The organism is Parapusillimonas granuli (assembly GCF_013416525.1).
In the GTDB taxonomy this organism is placed as follows: Bacteria; Pseudomonadota; Gammaproteobacteria; order Burkholderiales; family Burkholderiaceae_B; genus Parapusillimonas; species Parapusillimonas granuli.
Genome location: NZ_JACCEM010000004.1, coordinates 77,526 through 98,961 on the forward strand (window position 1 = coordinate 77,526; position 21,436 = coordinate 98,961).

Genomic DNA, 21,436 nt, shown 5'->3' on the forward strand with positions numbered 1-21,436 from the left:
CATGTTCCTAGCCTATCAAACACTTTGTAAAAGTGTCAACTCTTTTCAATAACGAAATGAATCGGTCCGGAGCCCGGCCCCGGAGTTGTCTATACTTCCTGTTCCATCTCCGTTTCGGTCTAGTATGGTATCCCGCATTCCGCAGCTCCAGCGCTTCGTGTACAGCCATTATTTCTATGGCGGACTGCGACAGGCCATGGGCGTGTTGCTGCCGGCCCTCGTCCTCGCCGGCGCCATGCAGATGTACAGCATCGGCATGATCGCGGCCATAGGCGCCGGCTGCGTGGCCATCCTCGACCAGCCGGGCGGCCCGCGGCGCTACGGCGTCAACGGCATGCTGGCCGCGATCCTGCTGGGTTCGGCGACCGCCCTGCTGACCGGGCTCGCCTCCGCGCACGGCCTGCTCATCTGGCTGCTCGTCCCGGCTCTGTGCTTCGTGTTCTCCATGCTCACGGTGTTCGGCAAGCAGGGCGGCCTGCTGGGCTTCGCCTGCCTGCTGATCATGACGCTGACGATGCGCGTCCCGCTGAGCCCGCACGAAGTGCTGCAGCACACGCTCTATTCCTTCGGCGGCGGCGCGTTCTATTTTCTTTTCAGCTTCGCGACCCATCGCATCTTCTGGCATCGGGAAGAGCAGCACGCGCTGTCGGCCGCGCTGTTCGCGACGGCCGACTACATGGCGGCGCGCTCCGCCTTCTACGACGTGAACACCGAACTGGAAGCCAACTACCGGCGCCTGATCCATGCGCAGTCGTCCATGACGGAAAAACACCAGGCGGCCCGCGACACCGTGCTGCGCGAACTGCCGCGCGGCCACGGGCGGAACGACCGGCTGCGGATCGCGTCGCTGAACGTCTTCATCGACATGGTGGCCCTGCTGGACACGCTGGTGGCGACCCACACCGACTACGCCACGCTGCGCCGCCGCCTGCCCGACGGCGACGTCATGATCTTCGCGCGCGACGCCTTGCGCAAGCTGGCGGGCAATGTGGAGCATATCGCGCTGTGCGTGGCGCGCGGCAAGGCCGCCAGCGAACGCAACAGCGTCAAGGCGGAACTGCGCGCCATCGAATATGAACTGGTGGGCTACCGTGGCGACGGCATGGCGGAAAACGAGCCGGAAATCTACGCGCTGCTGGTGCAGATCCTGCGCCGCCTGCGCAACGCGGCGCGCCTGGTGGAGCGCATGGCGCAGCACACCGGCAGGCAGGCCGGCAGCGAGCTGGTGGACATGCGGCTGGACAAATCCCTGGACCGCTTTTTGTCGAGGCAGACTTGGCGGCTGGGCATGTTCACCAGCAACCTGCGGCTGGATTCCTCGCATTGCCGCTATGCGCTCAGGGTGGCCATGGCCGCGCTGCTGGCGCTGACCGTATCCGCCGCGCTGGCCCGGACCGGCTTGCTGAACCGGATGGTCCCGGGCCTGAGCGCCCACAGCTACTGGATCGTCCTGACCATCCTCGTGGTGATGAAGCCGGGCTTTGCGCTGACGCGGCAGCGCAATGGCTGGCGCCTGACCGGCACGCTGATCGGCTGCGGGCTGGCATTGGCCCTGTTCAAGTCCACCCAGAGCTCCGACGTCTATTTCGCGGTGCTCGTGGTCGCCTGCGTGCTGGGCTACAGCCTGATACTCGTCAATTTCATGCTCGCCGCCATCTTCAATACGGTCTTCGTATTGCTGGTGTTCCATTTCCTCACCCCGGACGGCGGCTCCGTCATCGGCGAGCGGCTCATCGACACCGTCCTCGGCTGCGGGATCGCGCTGCTGTGCAGCTACGTCCTGCCCTGGTGGGAACACAATTACATGGGATCGCTGGCGCGCGCCTTGAAGAACGCCAATCAGGAATTCCTGCGCGCCGGGCTGGTGTTCGCCGAGCTGTCCAGGGCGCGGCTGCGGTCGCTGTCGGCGGCGAACGGCGCGGCCGCGGCGGACTCGTCCGGCGGCGTGCAGGCGATGCCCAGCGACGAGGTCGTGAAGGAGGCGGAACTGCGCTGGCGGCTGGCGCGCAAGAACATGCACATCGCGTTCAGTAATTTCGCGGCGGCTTTCTACCGGATGATGGACGAGCCGATCAAGCGCCAGAGGAATGTGCCGGAACTGAACAATCTGCTGATCCAGAACCATGTCCTGGCGCTGCAGATCACGTCGGCCATACCGCTATTGTGCAGTCTCGAGCATGTGCCGCCGGGCATCCAGTCGTCTTTGGACGCCATCCAGGCTCATCTGGACGACCAGGACGCCGAGGCGCCGGCTTCGCTGGAAACGGACGGCGAGCTGGCGGCGCTCGCCTATCCGCTGAAGCAGATGCTGAAGGCCTCGCAATTGGTCCGCCAAGAGATGCGCAGCATCCAGTAGCGTCGACAGATCCTAGTCCCGCTTGCGCCGAAACACCAGGCTGTCCGCCGAAGACTCGGCCGCGGCAAACGCATAGCCTTCGCGATCGAAGCCACGCAAGTCCTCGGGCTTGACGATCTTGTTTTCAATGACGTGGCGCGCCATCAAGCCACGGGCGCGCTTGGCATGGAAACTGATGACTTTCCAGGCGCCGTTCTTGTGATCCTGGAACACGCATTGCACGACCCGGGCCCGGAGCGTCTTCCTGTCCACGGACTTGAAGTATTCCTCCGACGCAAGATTCAGCACCACCGGCTCGCGCTCGCCCGGCAGGGCCGCCAGCATCTCGTTCAGCTGCGCGGATATCTTGCCGCCCCAGAATTCATACAGGTTCTTGCCCCGCTTCGTGGCCAGGCCGGTGCCCATCTCGAGACGATAAGGCTGCATGAGATCGAGCGGACGCAACACGCCGTACAGGCCGCTCAGCAAAGCGATGTGCTCCTGCGCCCATTTCAGTTGCGCATCGGAAAGCGTGGACGCGTCCAGCCCCTCGTAGACGTCGCCATTGAAGGCCAGGACCGCCTGCCGGGCATTGGACAAGTCGAAGACCGGCCGCCACTCGGCGTAGCGCCGGACATTCAGTTCGGCCAGGGCGTCGCTGAGCTTCATCAGGCCGGCGATTTCCGGCGCGGACTTCTTCTTCAGGACGGCGATCAACTCGGCCGCGTCGTCGACGAACAGCGGCTGCGTGTGCAGCGCCGTTCTGACGGGCGTATCGTAATCCAGCTTCTTGGCCGGAGAAAGTAGCAACAGCATTTCCATCCTTCTTTGAATGACGCGCGGATGAGCGCGAACCGGCGGAGCCAGCCATCGGGACCCCGGCCCGCGTCAGTACCGCAATGGAATCAGCGGGCCGTCCAGCCCCCGTCGAGCGACAAGGTCGTGCCCGTCATTTGATCGGCCCCCTCGGAGGCCAGGAACACCGCCGCCGCGCCGAGTTGCTTGGGCGTGACGAACTGGAGCGAAGGCTGTTTTTCCGCCAGCAGCTCTTTGGCCGCGTCTTCTATCGAAATGCCGTGCTTCTGCGCGAGCGCTTCGATCTGCTTTTCGACCAGCGGCGTGCGCACCCAGCCCGGGCATATGGCGTTGCAGGTAATGCCGGAGCCGGCGTTCTCCAGCGCGGTGACCTTGGTCAGCCCGACCACGCCATGCTTGGCGGCGACATATGCCGACTTGTACGCCGACGCCACCAGCCCATGGGCCGACGCGATATTGATGACGCGGCCCCAGCCTTTTTTCTTCATGTACGGCAGCGCGGCGGCGGTGCCGTGGAACACGGCCGAGAGATTCAGCGCGATGATCGCGTCCCAGCGCTCGACGGGAAAGTTCTCGATGGGGTCGGTATGCTGTATGCCCGCGTTGTTGACCAGGATGTCGACGCCGCCCAGCGCACTGGCCGCCTGGTCGATGAAGGCTCGCGTGGCCTCGCCGCGCATCAGGTCGGCATTGATGTAGCTGACTTTCACGTCGAACTCGAGTTCGAGGTCGATGCGCTGCTTTTCTATTTCGTCTGCATCGCCAAAGCCGTTGATGACCAGGTTGGCGCCATTGGCGGCCAACTCCCGTGCGATGGCAAGCCCTATCCCGCTCGTTGAACCCGTGACAACCGCGTTTTTTCCTGTAAGCATAGCGTCCCATTCCTTTGATCAAAGCCGGTCGATGCCCAGTAGTTTACCGCCCCGGCCCCGTCATTTTGCCTGTGCGGCCGGGAAGAACAAGGGCATTATGATTTTTTCCGGATTCTTGCTAGAATATCGCTCTTTGCCGATCTAGCAGGGGCGCTTTCGACTACGCGGGCCTTGCTTGCCGGGGCTTTTACAGCGCAACCGGCTAGGCAATCTTGCAGCCATGCGGGAACCCAGGACAGGTGGCAGAGTGGTCGAATGCGCCGGACTCGAAATCCGGTATACGTTTAGGCGTATCGTGAGTTCGAATCTCACCCTGTCCGCCAATGAATTCAGGCACTTACAGCAAGACACGGCCACCCATTTGGGTGGCTTTTATTTTGTCGTGGCGAGGGAATATTTGACTGGCCTAGAATCCGCCCGCAATCACGCGGGGGCTCTTCCCCATTTTTCGGGGGATCAGGGCATTCGTCAGACTCGGTTAATCACGCCATTCCAACCGCACTGGGCCAAGACCCGCATGCGATAATTCTCAAAATTTCGTTTTCGATGTGGCGACAGTTTTTTGGCCGCGCTTCGATTCCGGCGCGGTTTGATTTTCCCCACATAGCCTAGCGGATGCAGCCCGCCTCCCCTACCGCCACATCGACGCGGCATGGTAGTCTTTCCTACTCCGGAAACCCGTGTCGGGCTCGATCGCCACGGCAGGAGAATCGCATGAAGCGCAGCCTGGTCCCCCGTCCCGCCGATGGCGCCGACGCCTATTGGGCGATGCCCGCCGACGAGCTCCTGGCGGAACTCGGCTCGACGCCTGACGGCCTGTCCTCTGCGGCAGCGGCGGCGCAATTGCGCATGGCCGGCCGCAACACGATCAGCGGAACAGGCGGCCATCCGGCCATCGCCGCCTTTGCGCGGCAGTTTCGCAGCCCGCTCGTCCTCATACTCGTCTTCGCCGCCGCCGTCTCGGCCTTCGTCGGCGAGGGCAGCGAAGCGCTCATCATCGCCGTCATCGTGCTGGCGAGCTGCGCGCTGTCGTTCACCCAGGAATACGGCGCCTCCCGGGCGATGGAAGCCCTGACGGCGCGCATCGCGCGCAAGGCGTCCGTGCTGCGCGACGGAAAGGAAACACCGATCGCCGTCGAAGACATCGTGCCGGGCGACGTCATCCTGCTTTCGGCCGGAAACCTGATCCCCGCCGACGGCGTGCTGCTGCAGGCGCGCGACCTCAATGTCAGCGAATCCGCCCTGACCGGCGAGACCTTTCCCGTCGTGAAGGCGCCCGGCGTGTCCGCGCCGGACGCCCGGCTCGGCGCGCGCGGCAATGCCGTCTTCACCGGCACGTCGGTGCGCAGCGGCACGGCCAAGATGCTGGCCGTGCGCACCGGCGGGGGCACCGAGTACGCCTCGATCGCCGCCACCATCGGGCGCGCCGTGCCGGAGACGGAGTTCAACCGGGGCATACGCCGCTTCGGCTACCTGATGACCGAAGTCATGCTGGCCATCGTCATCGTGGTCTTCTTCGCCAACCTCCTGCTGGAGCGGCCGGCAATCGACTCGCTGCTCTTCTCGCTGGCCTTGGCGGTGGGACTGACGCCGGAGCTGCTGCCGGCGATCATCAGCGTCACGCTGGCGCGCGGCGCGCGCGCCATGGCGTCGGGCGGGGTCGTCGTGCGCCGCCTCGACGCCATCGAGAACCTGGGCAGCATGGACCTCCTGTGCACCGACAAGACCGGCACGCTCACCGAAGGCGCCATCCGCCTCGATGCCTGCATGGACCCGGACGGCGCGGCTTCCGAGCAGCTGCGAGTGTGGGCGCTGCTCAACGCCAGCTTGCAGACCGGGATGGCCAACCCTCTCGACGAAGCGATCGTGGCCGGCCGGCGCGACCACGACGACCTGGCGCCTTACATCAAGGCCGAAGAAATCCCCTACGACTTCATCCGCAAGCGCCTGTCCGTCGTCGTCAGGCGGGAAGGGCAAAGCGACGACCTGTTGATCTGCAAGGGCGCGGTGCAGAACGTCGTCGACGCCTGCTCCATGGTCTTCGATGGAACGAGCACGCGTCCCCTGGACGAAGACCAGGCAAAAGCCATCGACGACAGGATGCGGTGCTGGAGCACGGAAGGCTACCGCGTTCTCGGCGTCGCGGTGCGCCGATTTCCGCGCAAGGCCGCCTATGGCCGCGAGGACGAGGCGGACCTCGCTTTCGCCGGATTCCTGCTGTTCTTCGACCCGCCCAAGCCCGGCATGGCCGAAACCCTGAAGGCATTCGCCGCGCGCGGAATCAAGGTGAAGATGATCTCCGGCGACAACCGTTACGTCGCGCAGCATCTTGCGGAAGCGATCGGCCTGCCGCGGCGCAACGTTCTGACCGGCGGCGAGCTGTCCAAGATGACCAAAGAGGCGCTGTTCGCCCGCGCGGCCGAGATCGACATCTTCGCCGAGATCGACCCCAACCAGAAGGAGCGCATCATCGCCGCGCTGCGCCGGCGCGGCCATGTCGTGGGCTATCTGGGCGACGGCATCAACGACGCCCCCGCGCTGCACGAGGCAGATGTCGGAATCTCGGTCGACGGCGCGGTGGACGTGGCGCGCGAGGCCGCCGACATGATTCTTCTCCAGCGCGACCTCGGCGTGGTGCTGCGTGGCGTGGACGACGGCCGCGCGACCTTCACCAACACGATGAAATACATCGCCATCACCACCAGCGCCAACTTCGGCAACATGGTCTCGATGGCCCTCGCATCGCTTTTCCTGCCCTTCCTGCCGCTGCTCGCGCCCCAGATCCTGCTCAACAATCTTCTGTCGGACGCGCCGTCGATGGCCATCGCGACGGACAACGTGGATGCCGAACAGACACGCGCCCCGCGCCACTGGGACATCGGCTACGTGCGCCGCTTCATGGTTGCCTTCGGCCTCGTCAGCTCCGTGTTCGACTTCGTCACCTTCGCGTTCCTCATCCTGGTCGCGGGAACGACCGCGCACGTCTTTCAGACCGCATGGTTCGTCGAATCGCTGATCACCGAGCTTGCCATCGTGATGATCGTGCGCACCCGCAAGCCGTTCTGGAAAAGCCGTCCTAGCGGCCTGCTGGCCTGGCTGACGCTGGCGGCGGGCGTGCTCGCCATCGCGATTCCCTATCTCCCGGGCGCGGGATGGCTGGGCTTCGTGCCGCTGCCCGTGCCGATCATGGCCGGCTTGATTGCGATCACGGCGGCCTATCTCGCTGCCTCAGAGGCGACGAAGCGCTGGTTCTTCGCCCGTGAAAGGCGGCATGCCGGGCGCCGCCGCCCCGCCTCCCGCAAAGAAAGCTAGGCTGCCGCCGGCTTTCACTGCGCCACGTTCAAGTATTCCTGCGCGATGCTCGCGGCCAGCGCATGTAGCCCCCGCGCGCACTCGGCTTCGTTCTCTGGGGGCATGGCGGCGCTCAGGTGGGTGCTTGCCAGGCTGCCGACCAGGCGCTGATCGCCGGGCAGCAGGATGGGCACGGCCACGCCCATGACCATGGGCGTGATCTGGCCCCGGCTGGTGGCGTATCCCGTCCGCCGTATTGTCGACATCTTCCGCCGGAATTCGTCCCAGTTCTGCCCGAGCCCGGCCTGCTTGATCGCCAGTTCGTTCCTGAGATAGGTCTGGCGTATGCGGTGCGGCGACAGGTATGCCAGCATGGCCAGCGACGCCGCCCCCTGGAAAAGCGAAAAAGGGATGCCCCTGGCCCTCAGTATGACGACCTGCTGGTCTCCATGCTGCAGCACGTCGGGCCCGACCTTGTATATGCACAGTACCTTGTCCTGATACAGATTGTGCAGCAGCAAGGCGTGGTTGTCGCATTCCTGGCCGGCCAGCACGGCGGCGCCGGCCCGGTACAAAGGGTCCGTCAGGGCCAGCATGCGTTCGAGCTCGACGATGCGCGGCCCCAGGCTGTATGCCGCGCCGGTCGCGGCCGCGATCAGACCGGCGCCGCTCAACTCCTTGATGTAGCGGTACGCCGTGGAGCGGGTGTATCCCAGGCGCGACGCGATGTCCTCGGCCGTCAGCAAGGGGGTGTCCATCGTGAACAGCGCCAGGATGTCCAGCGCGCGGGCCAGGCTGGAAGCGGCCTCTTTTGCCTTATTCGTCATGCGCGGATTGTATAGCCTGGATCGCAGACCGCAAGGCGCCTCGACGCCGCCATCAACTTCAAATAAAATCTCATATAACAGGATTATTGATAAAACCCATATATCAGGATAATATTCAATCAAACTGGAGAGGCGGCCCATGACCACACGCAAACTCACCGGGCGCATAACCGCCCAGGCAATCCGCCGCATGGAGCTCCCACGGCTTGCGCCGGGCATCCTCCAGCGCTACGCGCGCCTGGGCGACCTCACTGGCGCGCTTTCCGACGCCATGGACAGACTGAAGCTGCATGGCGCCATTCCCGCCGCCGTCCTGGCGCCCAGCCTGCCGCAGGCGCGCATCGTCGGCCAGGCGGTAACGGTGCGGAACGTCGAGCGCGAAGAAGACGCCTGGGCATGCGCCGAAGCCGGCATCGGCAAAATGGCCGAACACGAGGCCTACAACCTGGCCGATCCGGGCGACGTGGTCGTCATAGAAGGCCTGACCGGCGTATCCAACATGGGCGGCCAGTCCGCCACGGTGGCGCGCCGGGCGCAATGCGCCGGCGCCGTCATCGACGGCTCCTTCCGCGACCCCGGCGCGTCGCGGGAGCTCGGCTTCCCGATCTGGGCGAAAGGGGTCACGCCCATTACGGGCAAGTGGCGTTTGCAGACCGTCGAAATCAATGGCCAGGTCCGCATATCGGGCGTGGTGGTCCAGGCGGGCGACCTGGTCGCCGCGGACGAGGCCGGCGTCGTGTTCATTCCCTACGAGCAGGCCGAGCGCGTGCTGGCCGAGGCGGAAAGAATCGACGCCGGCGATGCGCGGCAAAAGGCGGACATCGCGGCCGGCATCGACCTGGCCACGCTCGCCGCAACCAAGTACAAATGATCCGGGCGCAGACATGAACATAGAAACGAATGTGGAAATCCATGCCGTGGTGCGCGCCGCCGACATCCTCGGGGAGGTCCCGCTGTGGTGCGCCCGCAGCCGGCGGCTGTGGTGGATAGACGTCCGGCGCCCGGCATTGCAATACTACGAGCCGTCCACCGGGCGGCACGCGGCGCTGCGCCTGCATCCCGACCTGGTCACCGGGGCGATCGCCCTGCGCGAATCAGGCGGCTTCGTGCTGGCGGCGCAAACGGGCTTCCATTATTACGATCCGGCCGCCGGCACGCCGGCCACGCTCATCGCCAACCCCGAAGAAAACCGGCCCGGCATGCGCCTGAACGACGGCAAGTGCGACCGGCGCGGCCGCTTCTGGTGCGGCAGCATGCACGACACCTTGCGCGAACCCCTGGGCACGCTCTACCGGCTCGACCCCGACCTCGGCTGCCACCGCATGCTGAGCGGCTTCGTGCTGCCCAATGCCATTTCCTGGAGCCCCGACGACAAGACCATGTATTTCGCCGACACCCACCGCCAGGTGATCTGGGCCTTCGACTACGACATCGACGACGGCGCCATCTCCAATCGGCGCGTCTTCAAGGACTGGACCCACCAGGCCGGGCGCCCGGACGGGGCGACCGTCGATGCCGAAGGCTATGTCTGGAACTGCATGGTCGCCGCCGGCCACCTCGTGCGCCTTGCGCCCGACGGCCGGGTGGACCGCTGCATCCAGCTGCCGGTCACCAATCCCACCTGTCCGGCCTTCGGCGGCGACGACCTGTCCACGCTGTACATCACGTCGCACTCGCAACGATTCACGCCCGAACAGCAGGCCAGGGAACCGCTGGCGGGCGCGCTCCTGGCGCTGGACGTGGGCGTGCGCGGGCTGCCCGAACCCAGGTTCGCATCTTGACGACACCATCCATGCTGACACCCATAACAACCAGGAGACGACCATGCTCAAAAAACTCGCCACGTGCGCCGCGCTGGTCGGCGCGCTCGCCCTGCCCTCCGCCGGCTTCGCCGCCGATGCCGTAAGAATGATCGTGCCGTTTTCCGCGGGCGGTCCGACCGACCTGATCGCGCGCATCATCGCCCCTAGCCTGGGCGAAAAGCTCGGCAAGACGGTGGTCGTCGAAAACAAGGGCGGAGCCGGCGGAACCATAGGCGCGCACCTGGTGGCCGAAGCGCCGCCCGACGGCAATACCATCCTGCTGTCCACCTCCAGCCTGATCCTGTCCACGGGCACGCGCAGCAACCTGCCCTACGATCCGCGCACGGCGCTCAAGGCGGTATACCTGCTTGGCGAGGTGCAGACCATGCTGGCGGTGTCGCCCAAGCTCGGCGTCAACACCCTGGGCGAACTCATCGGCAAGGCGAAATCCAGCCCCGACGGCCTGAACTATGGATCCACGGGCGTAGGCGGGACCATGCACGTGGGCGCCGAGCTGCTGCGCAAGGCGGCCGACATCCCCTTGACCCATGTCCCCTATCGCGGCGCCGCGCCCGCGCTCGTGGCGCTGATCGCGGGCGACGTCGACCTGGTCAACGCCGACGTGCCCGTCCTGCAGCCTTACATCAAGGAAGGCCGCATCAAGGGCCTGGTCATCTACGACACCACGCGCTCGGCCCTGCTGCCCGACATTCCCACCGCCAAAGAAGCCGGGATGCCCGCCTTGCAAATGACGAACTGGTATGGCGTTCTCGTTCCCGCCAAGACGCCGGACGCGGTCCGGAACACGCTCGAAGCCGCATTGGCCAAGGTCGTGCGCGAACCCGACATCGCCGACAAGCTCGCCAAGGCCGGATTCAGCAACCCCCAGGGCGCGGACGCCTTCCAGGCCCGCCTGGACCGCGACTTCGCCCAATGGCTGCCGTGGCTCAAGGAAGCCAACATCCATACGGACTGACGCGCATGATATTCGAACACCGCAGCTATACCGTGGCGCACGGCAAAATGGACAGCTACCTCGAGCGCTACGAACGGTACGCCTTGCCGCTGCAGAAGAAGCACCTTGGGCGCCTGCTGGGCTTTTTCGTCAGCGACGTCGGCCCTTTGAACCAGGTGCTCCACATCTGGGTCTACGACGACATGGCCGACCGCGAAAGGCGGCGCGCCGCCCTGGAGGCCGACCCGGCCTGGCATGAATTCAAGCGGATGAACGCGGGCACCTTTGTTGCGCAGGAAGTGAAGATCATGCGCGACACGCGCTTCTGTCCTCATCACGTCTAGGGCCGGTCAACGCTGAAAGGCAGGCGGCGCCGGCCGGGCGGCGCATCGGCCGGCGTAAAGGAAGGTAAGCGGCGCGCCGGAATGCGCGCCTTCTGAAACGTTTTGACGCGCTTTCAGCGCCCGGCCTAACCATTCTGAAACTTCTGATGGGCGACAATAGGCCATTCGTATGAGATCAGAAAGGTGCTTCCATGAAACGAATATTCCTGGCCGGGGCCGCCATGCTGGCCGTGCTGGCTTCCGGTGCCGCCACGGCGCGGGGCGGCGTGGACGTGGACATTTCCATAGGCATACCCGGCGTGATCTATACACAGCCCGACTACTACTATTACCCGCCGCCCGTGCGCTATGTGGAACGGCCGCGCGTGGTGGTGATCCCGGAACGCATCTATCAGCCCGTGCCCGTGTACCGTTCCGGCCGCTATTACCGGCACGACTTCCGCGGCCCCAGGCACTACGACAAGCATTTCAAGGGCCCGCACAAGCACCATCACCATCGCGGCCACGGCCGCTGAACCTGGCCGGCAAGCCGTGCGCGACGGGGCCTATCGAGGTCCCGTTTTCATGAGTTCAGCAAAGAGCTCGGCAGGTTGATGATGAAGTCCGTCAGGCCCCGCGCGCCCTGATCCAGGCTGATGTGTTCCAGCATCAGCGCATGGGCGCGGGCGGCATCGCGCTTCTGGATGGCGTCCAGGATCTTTGCGTGCTGTTCCTGCGAAGACTGCAAGCGCCCCAGGGCGCTGAACGCATGCCGCAGATAGGCGCCCGTTCTGGCTCGCAGGCGAAGGATTTCCTGGCGCAGATAAGGGTTGCGCGAGCCCAGGTACAAGGCGTCGTGGAAAGCATGGTTGGCCTTGCGCCAGCCGTCGATGTCGTCGGCGTCGACGATTTTCTGGCCGTCGGCGTGGATTTGCGCCAATTGCTCGCGTTCTTCGGGCGTCATGCGCTCGCATGCCAGCTTGGCGCACACCGCTTCCATTTCCACCAGCAGCTCCCAGATGGCCAGCAACTGCTTGACGTCCATTTTCGCCACCACCATGCCCTGGCGCGGCTGGCTGATGAGCATGTTCTGCGCTTCCAGCTGGATCAGGGCCTCCCGCACGGGCGTACGGGAGGCCTCGAAACGCCGGGCGAGATCGTGTTCGTCGATGACGTCGCCGGGCAGCAAGACACCCGCCCTGATTTCGTCTTCGATGTGTTGCCGGATTTTTTCACTGATCTTCATGGGCGCCATTATATAAAACAGCGGAGTTTCCACAGCCGGCACGGCGAGGCGCGCCGGCCGGCCCGCGATGGGGCTCTGCGCTCGCACGGCAAAACGCGCACTCTAATATGTATTTTCATCCGCATCAATAAGTATTTAAAGCAATATGTATTATTTTGTCTAGCGGTTATAAATATATTTATGGGCTGAATTAATACATCAGCCGCCGGCGCCATCCCATGCCGGCGCGCCATGCCGGCGCCTTCCACATACGAATCGAGCAGCCATGCCCAGCATCCATGCTTCTTCCGCCCTGCAGCGTTTCCGCGTCCTGGACCTTTCCAGAGTCCGCGCCGGCCCCACTTGCGTGCGCATACTCGCCGATTTCGGGGCCGACGTGATACGGATAGAGCCTCCGCCCGGCGTGGATCCGAACGAAGCCATGTTCGCCGCCGACCGCTGGAGCGGCGATTTCCAGAATCTCAATCGGAACAAGCGCTCGCTTACGCTGAACCTGAAGAAAGAGGACGGCATGCGGGTCCTGAAGAAGCTGGTGGCCGATGCCGACGTCGTGGTCGAGAACTGGCGGCCGGACGTCAAGACCCGGCTGGGCCTGGACTATGAATCGCTCGCCCTCGTCAACCCGCGCATCATACTCGCCAGCATATCGGGCTTCGGCCAGACCGGCCCCTATGCCAAGCGGCCGGGCTTCGACCAGATCGTGCAAGGCATGGGCGGGCTGATGTCAGTGACCGGGCTGCCGGGGCAAGGCCCCGTGCGCGCCGGCCTGGCGGTCGCCGATTCCAGCACCGGCCTTTACACCGCCATCGGGATACTCACGGCCCTGCTCGAACGCGAGCGATCGGGCAAGGGGCAATGGGTCCATGCCTCGTTGCTGCACTCCCAGATCGCCATGATGGACTTCCAGGGCGCCCGCTATCTGAACGATGGCGACGTGCCCGTGCAGGCCGGCAACGACCATCCCACCAGCAGCCCCATGGGCCTGTTCACCGCGTCCGACGGGCAATTCAACCTGGGCGCGTCGGGCGAGGGCAACTGGCACCGTTTCTGCGCCGCCATAGGCCGGCCCGAGTGGCTGGACGACCCCGATTTCGCCACGGAAAAGCTGCGCGTGAAGAACCGGACCCGCCTGAACGACATGATCCAGGGCGTTTTCCGCGAGCATGGCGTCGAGCACTGGGTGACGCTGCTGAACGACGCGGGCGTGCCCGCCGGCCCGGTCTACACCGTTCCCCAGATGTTCCAGGACCCGCAGGTGCGGCACCTGGGCGTGGCCAGGACCCTCCCCGCATGGCAAGGGGGCGAACGCAGCTTCATCACCCAGCCGGTCACCCTGGCGCGCACGCCCGCCGACCTGGCTCGGACCGCGCCGGGCTGGGGCGAACACACCGATGAAATCCTGCGCGAAGCCGGCTACGATGATTCCACCATTGCGCGTTTCCACGAAACAGGCGTAGTCTGACGGAGGCGGAAGAATGGCGCAGACCCAGAAAGACCAGCCCGCCGGCAAGCTCACACTAGAGGTCCTCGGCGGCGTCGGCCGCATCACGATCAGCAATCCGGGGCGCTACAACGCCATGTCCCTCGCCATGTGGCGGCAACTGGCCCAACTGGCGCGGCAGGCCGAGCAAGACCCCGCGGTCCGCGTGCTGATGCTGCAGGGCGACGGCGACCGGGCCTTCGTGTCCGGCGCCGATATTTCGGAATTCGACAGCCTGCGCAGCTCCACGGAACAGGTGCGGGCCTACGGCATCGCGGTCGATCACGCCCAGGAAGCGCTGAGCCGATGCGCCAAGCCGGTGGTGGCCGCCATACGCGGCGTCTGCATGGGCGGCGGGATCGGGCTGGCGCTGGCGTGCGACCTCAGGTATTGCACCGACGATTCGCGCTTTCGCATGCCCGCCGCCAAGCTGGGGCTGGGCTACGACCGAGCGGGCATTCGCCGGGCCGTCCAGATGCTGGGGGCGGCGAGAACGGCCGAGATGTTCTTCACGGCCAGGGATTTCAACGGAACCGAAGCGGAGCGCATAGGCATGGTCCACCAAAGCTTCCCCGGCGCCGTCTTCGCGGACGAGATCGCCGCGCTGGCGGGCGCAATCGCCGCCAACGCCCCGCTGACGATCCGCGCCGCGAAGCTGGCCATCCGGCACGCCGTCGGCGACCCCGCCGCGCAAGACGAAACCGCCGTCGACCAGGCTGTCCAGGACTGTTTCGACAGCAAGGACTACCAGGAGGGGCGGCTGGCATTCCAGAGCAGGCGCCCCCCCCGATTCAGCGGCACCTAGTTGTACTCAGCAGCACCACCACACAAACGAACACGCTGACCTCACCAGGAGACATCATGAACACGCTACACAGAATCGCACTCGGCGCGGCGCTGGCGGCCTTCGCCACCGCCAGCCTGGCCGTCGGCCCCCGGCCCGAACCGGCAAAGGAAAGGCAGACCCTGACCGTGGGCAACGTGAAGGTGGGCCATCTTTCGCCCATCATCTTCGTGCCCGAGGACCTCAAGCAATGCAACGTGGAGGTCAAGACGGCGGAATTCGTGCGCTATGCCGACGCCCGCACCGCGCTGCTGTCCGGCTCGGTCGACGTCGCCGGCATCGGGCCGGCGGACCTGGCCATCGCCTTGGCGCAGGGCAGCGACAAGATCGTGGGGCTGACCGGCGTCGCGTCGTCGGCCAAGTACCTGGTCGTGCGCAAAGGCGTCGAGATCCGCGACTGGAAAGACATCGCGGGCAAGAAAATCGGCATCGCCCCCGGCTCGGCCGTCTGGTTCCAATGGGCGGCGACGCTGGCCGAAAAAGGCATACCCTACAAGTCCTTCACCGCCGTCAACATACAAGGCGGCGGCACCGCCTTCGTGCAGGCGCTGGAACGGGGCGACGTGGACGCCGTCGCGCTGTGGGAGCCGTTCGAATCCCAGGCGGTGGCCAACGGCATAGGTTATTTCGCCGACACCATGGACTACAGCCGGTCCAAGGCGGTGGGCGCCGAACTGGGCCTGCTGGCCGCCACGCGCGATGCCATGAAGAACAAGCGGGACGCCCTGAAGTGCTTCCTGTGGTCCTACAAGAACGCGGAAGAGCGGCTCGCCCGGGACCCCGAGGCATTCGCGCAGGCCTACACCAAATACACCGGCCTGCCACCGGAGGTCACGCGTGAATCGGTGAAGATCATCAAGCTGGGCGGCGTGCTCGACCTGGAACAGCTGAAGCGCCAGGCCAAGGTCTTCAACGAATTGGGCGTCATCCCCAAAGACACCAGCGGACAGATTTCGACGGTGTGGGACCAATCCCTGCTGGATGAGGTAATGAAGAAATGAATGCCAGAAGGCGGCTTGCGCTCGGCGTCGTCGTACCCATCGCACTCCTGGCGCTTTGGCAGTTGCTGGGCCAAAGCGCCGGCATGGCCGGGGTCGTCCCGACCCCGGTCAACGTGGCGTATGCCTGGTGGGACTGGATCTTCGCCGATCCGGGCATGGGGCTGAACCCCTACCTGGGCACCTGGGCGAGCAACGTGCAGTATTCCGCCATGCGGGTCGGCCAGGGCTTTCTCCTGGCGGTCCTGCTGGGCGTGCCGCTGGGCCTGGCGATAGGCTGGAACCGCACGGCGGCGCTCATGCTGGATCCCATGGTACAGGGCATGCGCCCCATACCGATCACCGCCTGGCTGCCCTTTTCCATCGCCCTGTTCGGCATACACGACTTCGGATCCGTCTTCCTGATCTTCCTGGGCGGCTTCTATCCCATCGTCGTCAACACCACGCAGGGCGCCCGGGACGTCGAGCGCAACCTCGTGCGCGCCGCCGCCATGATGGGCGCGTCGCCCACCCAGCTGCTGCGCCGCGTCGTCCTGCCCTCGGCGATGCCGTCGCTGTTCACCGGGCTGCGCCTGGGTCTGGGCGTGTCCTGGACCGCCGTGATCGTCTCGGAAATGGTCGCCGTCAAATCGGGGCTGGGCTACGTGCTCTGGGACGCCTATTATGTAGGCCGCATGGACATCGTGCTGGCCGACATGGTGTCCATCGGCATCATGGGATACATCAGCGATCGCCTGATCGTGCTGATAGAGCGCCGGGTGCTGGTCTGGCGCATGCTTCAAAGTCACTGAGGAAATCATGTCGGGAATTTCAATCAGCCAGGTATACAAGACTTATCCGGGGGCGACGCCGGTCCAGGCCCTGGACAACATCGACCTGGAAATCCAGCCGGGCGAGTTCGTGGCCTTGCTGGGCCCGTCGGGCTGCGGCAAATCCACCCTGTTGAACCTGATCGCGGGCTTCGAGCGGAGCTCGTCTGGCACCCTGCTCGTGAACCAGCGCGCCGTCAGCCGGCCCGGCCCCGACCGCGGGGTCGTCTTCCAGGAGGCCGCGCTCTTTCCGTGGCTCACCGTCTGGGAGAACGTCATCTTCGGCCCGCAGGTGGCGGGCGCGAAAAAAAGCGAATACGAGCCGCGCGCCAGGGAAATGCTGGAAATCACCGGCCTGTCCGGCTTCCTGGACCACCTCCCGGTCCAGCTGTCCGGCGGGATGCGCCAGCGGGTCGGCATCGCCCGGGTCCTGACGCTGGGTTCGCGGGTCCTGCTGATGGACGAGCCCTTCGGCGCGCTGGACGCCCAGACCCGGCTCACCATGCAGGAACTATTGCTGTCCGTATGGAGCAAGCTGCGCACCACCGTCCTGTTCGTGACCCACGACATCGACGAAGCCATTCTGCTGGCCGACACCATCTACGTCATGAGCGCCCGCCCCGGCCGCATCCAGACCCGCATCGACGTGCCGATCGAGCGCCCCAGGACGATCGAAGACACCACGACCGCGGCGTTCAACGAACTGAAGCGCGAAATCCTCAGGCAGATCCGGCACTGACCGCGCCATTCAACTCACCGGAAACGACTATGGCCAACCCACGCATTCCCTACCGCCTGTCCACACGCCGGCCCAAGCTCACCCCGCCCGAAGCCGGGCGCATCATGGTGCATCTCGTGGTCAACGTGGAAAACTGGCGCTTTGACCAAGCCATGCCGCGCAGCATCATCACTCCTCCCCACGGCAAGGAAACGATACCCGACGTGCCCAATTTCAGCTGGGCCGACTACGGCATGCGCGCCGGGCTGCCCCGGATCCTCGACGCCATCGTCCAGCGGGGCCTGCCGGCTTCCACCAGCTTCAATGCCAGCGTCATAGACGCCTACCCCGCCGCCGCGGAAGCGATGCTGGAGGCCGGCTGGGAATTCATCGGGCACGGCCTGCACCAGAAGTCGCTGAACTTCGGCGAGGACGAAGCCGACAACATCTTCCAGTCGCTGGAAAAAATCCAGTCCTTCACCGGCGTCCGGCCCCGCGGCTGGCTGAGCCCGGGCCTGCGCGAAACCTTCGACACGCCCGAGCTGCTGGTGGAGGCCGGCGTGGAATACGTCTGCGACTGGGTGGTCGACGACCTGCCGAACTGGATGCGCGTCAAGCGCGGCAGCCTGATGCAGATGCCCTACAACCTGGAGCTGAACGACTCCATCATCTACGCCATCGAAAAGCATTCGTCCGACGAGTTCCTGCTGCGGCTGCAGCGAACCCTGAGCCTGTTCGAGCGCGAATCGGAAGAGCAGCCGCGGGTGCTGGCCCTGGGCCTGCACCCGCACCTGATCGGCGTGCCGCACCGCTACGGCTATTTCGAGGAAATGCTCGACCTGCTGCTCAGAAGCCAGCATGTCTGCTTCATGACGGGCGGCCAGATCGCCGACTGGTACCGCGCGCAGGAACCCGCCCCCGAACCCGACGCCTGACCGCGAGGCCCCATGCCCCACATACAGACCGACGACCACGTACAGCTTTACTATGAAGCCACCGGGCAAGGCGCGCCCATCATCTGGGTGCACGAGTTCGCGGGCGACCACCGCAGCTGGGAAGCCCAAGTGCGGTTCTTTTCCCGGCGCTACCGCTGCATCGCCTATGCCGCGCGGGGCTATCCGCCTTCCGGCGTGCCGGCGAGCATGGACGATTACTCGCAAGCCAGGGCCGCCCGCGACATCGGCTGCGTGCTGGACGCCCTGCGGATCGAGCGCGCCCATGTCGTGGGCTTGTCCATGGGCGGTTTCGCCGCCCTGCACTTCGGGCTGATGTTTCCCGAACGCGCCCTTTCCCTGACCATCGCCGGCGTCGGCTATGGCTCCGAGGCCGAGCATGCGGACACCTTCCGCCGCCTTTCCCACCAGGTCGCCGACCAGTTCGAGGCGCTCGGCAGCCCGGGGTTCGCTCCCATCTATGCCGAAGGGGCTTCCCGCGTGCAGCTGCAGAACAAGGACCCGCGCGGCTGGGCCGAGTTCGTCGAGCATCTGTCGCAGCACGACGCGGCGGGCGCCGCGCGCACCATGCGCGGCGTGCAGGCGCGCCGCCCTTCCCTGTATACGCTGCAGGAAGCCCTGCAAGGCCTCGATGTGCCGGCCCTGATCATGACCGGCGATGAAGACGACCATTGCCTGCAGCCGTCCCTGTTCCTGAAACGGACCCTGCCCCGCAGCGGCCTGCTGGTCCTGCCCAAGACCGGCCATACGATCAACCTGGAAGAGCCGGACCTGTTCAACCGGGCGGTTCTGGATTTCCTGCACAGCGTGGAAGCGGGGCGCTGGACGGCCCGGGACCCGCGCGCCACTCAGGAAATCATGAAAGTCGCGGCCGACCCACGGCCACGGCCGTGACGCCATGGCCGGCGCGCAATACGCCGGCCGCCCGCCAGCCGAAGCGCGCGGGCCGGGCGGCCCGCGGCCGCTTCAGCAAACCATGGGATACATCGCGCCGTCCATCGCCACCAAAGCGCCATTGACGTAGCTGGCCCGTTCGGACGCCAGGAACAGCGCGGTGTTGGCGATTTCGTCGGGGCGTGCCAGGCGGCCCAGCGGCAGATGCTGTTCCATCGCCTTGAGCACGTCTTCCGCCGACCTGCCCGACCGCTCCGCCTCGGCGTCCAGCGAGCCCTGCACCCTGCCGGTGAGGGTGGACCCGGGGTTGATGGCGTTCACGCGTATGCCCTGCGGGCCGAAGGCGTTGGCCAGGCCCGACGAGACCAGCATCAGCGCCGCATTGGCGGCGCCGCCCGGCAGATGGATGGGCTTGGGCACCTTGCCGCCCGTGCCGATGATGTTCACGATGGCGCCCTTGCCCCGTTCGGCCATGCGCTTGATGACGGCGTCCATGGCGTTGATGTAGGGAAAGTATTTGGCGTCCATGGCGTCGCGCCAGGCTTGCGGCGTGAGGGCGGCGGGCGGATAGCGCTTGGCCGCGCCCGCCGAATTCACCAGGATGTCGATGGGCCCCAGTTCGCGGCTCACCGCCTCGACGGCCGCCTGGGCGGCGTCGGCCTGGCTCAGGTTGGCCTGCTGCGCCATGACCTCGTGACCGGCGCTTTCAAGCTCGCGCCGGGCCGCCTCGAGGTTCTCGGCGCTGCGCGAGACGATCGCGACCCGCGCTCCTTCGCGTGCGAAGGCGTGCGCGCAGGCCAGCCCTATGCCTTTGCTGCCGCCGGTTATCAGAACCACCTTGCCATTCAATTCCAGGTCCATCTTGTCTCCACTCCTTTGGGTGTCGTTCATGCGTTCAGTTTTTCAATGCCGCCCATGTAGGGGCGCAGCGCCGCGGGCACGACGACGCTGCCGTCCGCCTGCTGGTAGTTCTCGAGCACCGCGACCAGCGCCCGCCCGACCGCCAGGCCGGAGCCGTTCAGGGTGTGCAGGTACTCCGGCTTGCCCTTTTCGGGCCGATAGCGCGCCTGCATGCGCCGCGCCTGGAAAGCCTCGCAATTCGATACCGAGGAAATTTCGCGCCAGGTATTCTGGGCGGGCAGCCAGACTTCCAGGTCATAGGTCTTGGTTGCGCCGAAACCCATGTCGCCGCCGCACAGCAGCACGACCCGATACGGCAGGCCCAGCCGCTGCAGCACCGTTTCCGCGTGGCCGACCATTTCCTCGAGCGCCTCGTAGGATTTCGCCGGGTCGACGACCTGCACCATTTCCACCTTGTCGAACTGGTGCTGCCGGATCATGCCGCGCACGTCCCGCCCGCCGCTGCCGGCCTCGGACCGGAAGCACGGCGTGTGCGCCGTCAGCTTCAGCGGCAGGTCTTGCTGGGGCACGATGGTGTCGCGCACCGACCCGGCCAGCGTGATTTCCGACGTGGAGATCAGGTAGAGGTCTTCGTGCTCGACGGGATTGCCGTGCTCGTCCAGTTCGGGCTCCAGGCCTTGCCCGCCCTTGGTCACCCAGAACATGTCGTCCTTGAATTTGGGCAGCTGGCCAGTGCCGAACAGGGTCGAGCCATTGACGATGTAGGGCGTGTAGCATTCCTGGTAGCCGTGCTCGGTGGTCTGGAGATCCAGCATGAACTGGGCCAGTGCCCGGTGCAGGCGCGCCAGTTGGCCCCGCAGCATCATGAAGCGCGAGCCGGACAGCTTGCGCGCGGTCTCGAAATCCAGGCCGATGGGCTCCCCGAGGCTGACGTGGTCCTTGACTTCGAACGGCAGAGGCTTGGGGCAGCCGTCGGGGCCGACCTCGGTGCCGGCGGGAATCCAGCGCCGCACTTCGACGTTGTCGTCGCTGTCCTTGCCGGCCGGAACGCTTTCGTGCGGCAGGTTGGGAATGGTGGTCAGCCAGCTGTTCAGTTCCCCCTGCACGGCCGCCAGTTCGGCTTCCAGCTCTTTCAGGCGGGCGGGGATGCGCTGCGACTCGGCCATTTCCTTGCTGGCGTCCTCGCCCTTGGATTTCAATTGGCCAATCAGCTTGGAAACCGCGTTGCGCCGCGCCTGCAGCGCTTCGGTCTCCACCTGGACGGATTTCCGGCGGGCTTCCAGCTGGTTGAAGCGGTCGGCGTCGAATTCGATGCCGCGCACGGCCAGCGCCCGGGTCACCGCCGGCAAGTCTTTACGCAACTGATTGGGATCTAACATAATTAACCAAAAGAATGTTTAAGGATACGGAGA

General features: G+C 65.4%; 20 protein-coding genes and 1 tRNA gene. 15 read left to right on the forward strand and 6 right to left on the reverse strand.

Annotation, left to right across the window (positions count from 1 at the left end; genetic code table 11):
* The first annotated feature begins 124 nt into the window (after positions 1–124).
* Positions 125–2,356, forward strand: coding sequence for an FUSC family protein (locus H0A72_RS07970; protein ID WP_180154554.1), 2,232 nt, complete (start codon positions 125–127; stop codon positions 2,354–2,356).
* Between the two features lie 12 nt (positions 2,357–2,368).
* On the opposite strand, the gene yaaA is transcribed toward H0A72_RS07970, so the two are convergent.
* Positions 2,369–3,151 carry a peroxide stress protein YaaA gene (gene yaaA / locus H0A72_RS07975; RefSeq protein ID WP_180154555.1) on the reverse strand — a complete coding sequence of 261 codons (783 nt, stop codon included), beginning with the start codon at positions 3,149–3,151 and terminating at the stop codon, positions 2,369–2,371.
* A gap of 89 nt (positions 3,152–3,240) precedes the next feature.
* A complete protein-coding gene (locus tag H0A72_RS07980) occupies positions 3,241–4,023 on the reverse strand; it encodes a 3-hydroxybutyrate dehydrogenase (RefSeq protein WP_180154556.1) in 783 nt (260 codons plus the stop codon).
* Between the two features lie 233 nt (positions 4,024–4,256).
* Here H0A72_RS07980 and H0A72_RS07985 point away from each other — a divergent pair.
* Positions 4,257–4,346, forward strand: a tRNA-Ser gene (locus tag H0A72_RS07985).
* Positions 4,347–4,737: 391 nt separating this feature from the next.
* Entirely contained in the window at positions 4,738–7,335 is a 2,598-nt protein-coding gene (gene mgtA / locus H0A72_RS07990; protein WP_180154557.1) for a magnesium-translocating P-type ATPase, read from the forward strand.
* Positions 7,336–7,349: 14 nt separating this feature from the next.
* On the opposite strand, the gene H0A72_RS07995 is transcribed toward mgtA, so the two are convergent.
* Positions 7,350–8,141, reverse strand: coding sequence for an IclR family transcriptional regulator (locus tag H0A72_RS07995; RefSeq protein ID WP_180154558.1), 792 nt, complete (start codon positions 8,139–8,141; stop codon positions 7,350–7,352).
* Positions 8,142–8,280: 139 nt separating this feature from the next.
* On the opposite strand from H0A72_RS07995, the gene H0A72_RS08000 reads away from it, so the two are divergent.
* From H0A72_RS08000 to H0A72_RS08020, 5 genes are all read left to right on the forward strand, one after another.
* Positions 8,281–9,012, forward strand: a complete 732-nt coding sequence (locus H0A72_RS08000) for an RraA family protein (protein WP_180154559.1) — start codon at positions 8,281–8,283, stop codon at positions 9,010–9,012.
* 13 nt (positions 9,013–9,025) lie between these two features.
* Positions 9,026–9,922: an SMP-30/gluconolactonase/LRE family protein gene (locus tag H0A72_RS08005; protein ID WP_218953228.1), complete on the forward strand. Its 897-nt coding sequence runs from the start codon at positions 9,026–9,028 to the stop codon at positions 9,920–9,922.
* A 43-nt stretch (positions 9,923–9,965) separates the two neighbouring features.
* Positions 9,966–10,919, forward strand: coding sequence for a Bug family tripartite tricarboxylate transporter substrate binding protein (locus H0A72_RS08010; protein WP_180154560.1), 954 nt, complete (start codon positions 9,966–9,968; stop codon positions 10,917–10,919).
* Between the two features lie 5 nt (positions 10,920–10,924).
* Positions 10,925–11,242: an NIPSNAP family protein gene (locus H0A72_RS08015; protein ID WP_180154561.1), complete on the forward strand. Its 318-nt coding sequence runs from the start codon at positions 10,925–10,927 to the stop codon at positions 11,240–11,242.
* A 191-nt stretch (positions 11,243–11,433) separates the two neighbouring features.
* Complete coding sequence (locus H0A72_RS08020) at positions 11,434–11,757, forward strand: virulence factor (RefSeq protein WP_180154562.1); 324 nt, start codon at positions 11,434–11,436, stop codon at positions 11,755–11,757.
* Between the two features lie 47 nt (positions 11,758–11,804).
* Here H0A72_RS08020 and H0A72_RS08025 read toward each other — a convergent pair whose 3' ends face one another.
* On the reverse strand, positions 11,805–12,467 hold the full coding sequence (locus H0A72_RS08025; protein WP_180154563.1) for a GntR family transcriptional regulator: 663 nt from the start codon (positions 12,465–12,467) through the stop codon (positions 11,805–11,807).
* Positions 12,468–12,732: 265 nt separating this feature from the next.
* Here H0A72_RS08025 and H0A72_RS08030 point away from each other — a divergent pair, with 265 nt between their 5' ends.
* The 7 genes from H0A72_RS08030 to H0A72_RS08060 are packed head-to-tail and all read left to right on the forward strand — an operon-like array spanning position 12,733 to position 19,163.
* The gene (locus tag H0A72_RS08030; protein WP_180154564.1) at positions 12,733–13,929 is read left to right on the forward strand and encodes a CaiB/BaiF CoA transferase family protein; all 1,197 of its coding nucleotides are present in this window, start codon (positions 12,733–12,735) and stop codon (positions 13,927–13,929) included.
* A 13-nt stretch (positions 13,930–13,942) separates the two neighbouring features.
* The gene (locus tag H0A72_RS08035; protein ID WP_180154565.1) at positions 13,943–14,752 is read left to right on the forward strand and encodes an enoyl-CoA hydratase; all 810 of its coding nucleotides are present in this window, start codon (positions 13,943–13,945) and stop codon (positions 14,750–14,752) included.
* Positions 14,753–14,808: 56 nt separating this feature from the next.
* Positions 14,809–15,792, forward strand: a complete 984-nt coding sequence (locus tag H0A72_RS08040; protein WP_180154566.1) for an ABC transporter substrate-binding protein — start codon at positions 14,809–14,811, stop codon at positions 15,790–15,792.
* Complete coding sequence (locus H0A72_RS08045; RefSeq protein WP_180154567.1) at positions 15,789–16,580, forward strand: ABC transporter permease; 792 nt, start codon at positions 15,789–15,791, stop codon at positions 16,578–16,580. Before H0A72_RS08040 ends, H0A72_RS08045 begins: the two co-directional genes overlap by 4 nt.
* A gap of 7 nt (positions 16,581–16,587) precedes the next feature.
* On the forward strand, positions 16,588–17,337 hold the full coding sequence (locus tag H0A72_RS08050; protein ID WP_180154568.1) for an ABC transporter ATP-binding protein: 750 nt from the start codon (positions 16,588–16,590) through the stop codon (positions 17,335–17,337).
* 29 nt (positions 17,338–17,366) lie between these two features.
* Positions 17,367–18,251, forward strand: coding sequence for a polysaccharide deacetylase family protein (locus tag H0A72_RS08055; RefSeq protein WP_180154569.1), 885 nt, complete (start codon positions 17,367–17,369; stop codon positions 18,249–18,251).
* A gap of 12 nt (positions 18,252–18,263) precedes the next feature.
* Positions 18,264–19,163, forward strand: a complete 900-nt coding sequence (locus tag H0A72_RS08060; RefSeq protein ID WP_180154570.1) for an alpha/beta fold hydrolase — start codon at positions 18,264–18,266, stop codon at positions 19,161–19,163.
* A gap of 72 nt (positions 19,164–19,235) precedes the next feature.
* Here the strand turns inward: H0A72_RS08060 and H0A72_RS08065 are convergent, their stop codons facing one another.
* On the reverse strand, positions 19,236–20,024 hold the full coding sequence (locus H0A72_RS08065) for an SDR family oxidoreductase (protein WP_180154909.1): 789 nt from the start codon (positions 20,022–20,024) through the stop codon (positions 19,236–19,238).
* 26 nt (positions 20,025–20,050) lie between these two features.
* A complete protein-coding gene (serS, locus tag H0A72_RS08070; protein WP_180154571.1) occupies positions 20,051–21,403 on the reverse strand; it encodes a serine--tRNA ligase in 1,353 nt (450 codons plus the stop codon).
* Positions 21,404–21,436: the final 33 nt, after the last annotated feature.

Coding starts and splice junctions, on each gene's coding strand:
- H0A72_RS08050 (WP_180154568.1), top strand. CDS start 16,588: ATGTCGGGAATTTCAATCAGCCAGGTATACAAGACTTATCCGGGGGCG.
- serS (WP_180154571.1), bottom strand. CDS start 21,403: ATGTTAGATCCCAATCAGTTGCGTAAAGACTTGCCGGCGGTGACCCGG.
- H0A72_RS08055 (WP_180154569.1), top strand. CDS start 17,367: ATGGCCAACCCACGCATTCCCTACCGCCTGTCCACACGCCGGCCCAAG.
- H0A72_RS08035 (WP_180154565.1), top strand. CDS start 13,943: ATGGCGCAGACCCAGAAAGACCAGCCCGCCGGCAAGCTCACACTAGAG.
- H0A72_RS08060 (WP_180154570.1), top strand. CDS start 18,264: ATGCCCCACATACAGACCGACGACCACGTACAGCTTTACTATGAAGCC.
- H0A72_RS07970 (WP_180154554.1), top strand. CDS start 125: ATGGTATCCCGCATTCCGCAGCTCCAGCGCTTCGTGTACAGCCATTAT.
- H0A72_RS08030 (WP_180154564.1), top strand. CDS start 12,733: ATGCCCAGCATCCATGCTTCTTCCGCCCTGCAGCGTTTCCGCGTCCTG.
- H0A72_RS08025 (WP_180154563.1), bottom strand. CDS start 12,467: ATGAAGATCAGTGAAAAAATCCGGCAACACATCGAAGACGAAATCAGG.
- yaaA (WP_180154555.1), bottom strand. CDS start 3,151: ATGCTGTTGCTACTTTCTCCGGCCAAGAAGCTGGATTACGATACGCCC.
- H0A72_RS07995 (WP_180154558.1), bottom strand. CDS start 8,141: ATGACGAATAAGGCAAAAGAGGCCGCTTCCAGCCTGGCCCGCGCGCTG.
- H0A72_RS08005 (WP_218953228.1), top strand. CDS start 9,026: ATGAACATAGAAACGAATGTGGAAATCCATGCCGTGGTGCGCGCCGCC.
- H0A72_RS08010 (WP_180154560.1), top strand. CDS start 9,966: ATGCTCAAAAAACTCGCCACGTGCGCCGCGCTGGTCGGCGCGCTCGCC.
- H0A72_RS08040 (WP_180154566.1), top strand. CDS start 14,809: ATGAACACGCTACACAGAATCGCACTCGGCGCGGCGCTGGCGGCCTTC.
- H0A72_RS07980 (WP_180154556.1), bottom strand. CDS start 4,023: ATGCTTACAGGAAAAAACGCGGTTGTCACGGGTTCAACGAGCGGGATA.
- H0A72_RS08000 (WP_180154559.1), top strand. CDS start 8,281: ATGACCACACGCAAACTCACCGGGCGCATAACCGCCCAGGCAATCCGC.
- H0A72_RS08015 (WP_180154561.1), top strand. CDS start 10,925: ATGATATTCGAACACCGCAGCTATACCGTGGCGCACGGCAAAATGGAC.
- mgtA (WP_180154557.1), top strand. CDS start 4,738: ATGAAGCGCAGCCTGGTCCCCCGTCCCGCCGATGGCGCCGACGCCTAT.
- H0A72_RS08065 (WP_180154909.1), bottom strand. CDS start 20,024: ATGGACCTGGAATTGAATGGCAAGGTGGTTCTGATAACCGGCGGCAGC.
- H0A72_RS08045 (WP_180154567.1), top strand. CDS start 15,789: ATGAATGCCAGAAGGCGGCTTGCGCTCGGCGTCGTCGTACCCATCGCA.
- H0A72_RS08020 (WP_180154562.1), top strand. CDS start 11,434: ATGAAACGAATATTCCTGGCCGGGGCCGCCATGCTGGCCGTGCTGGCT.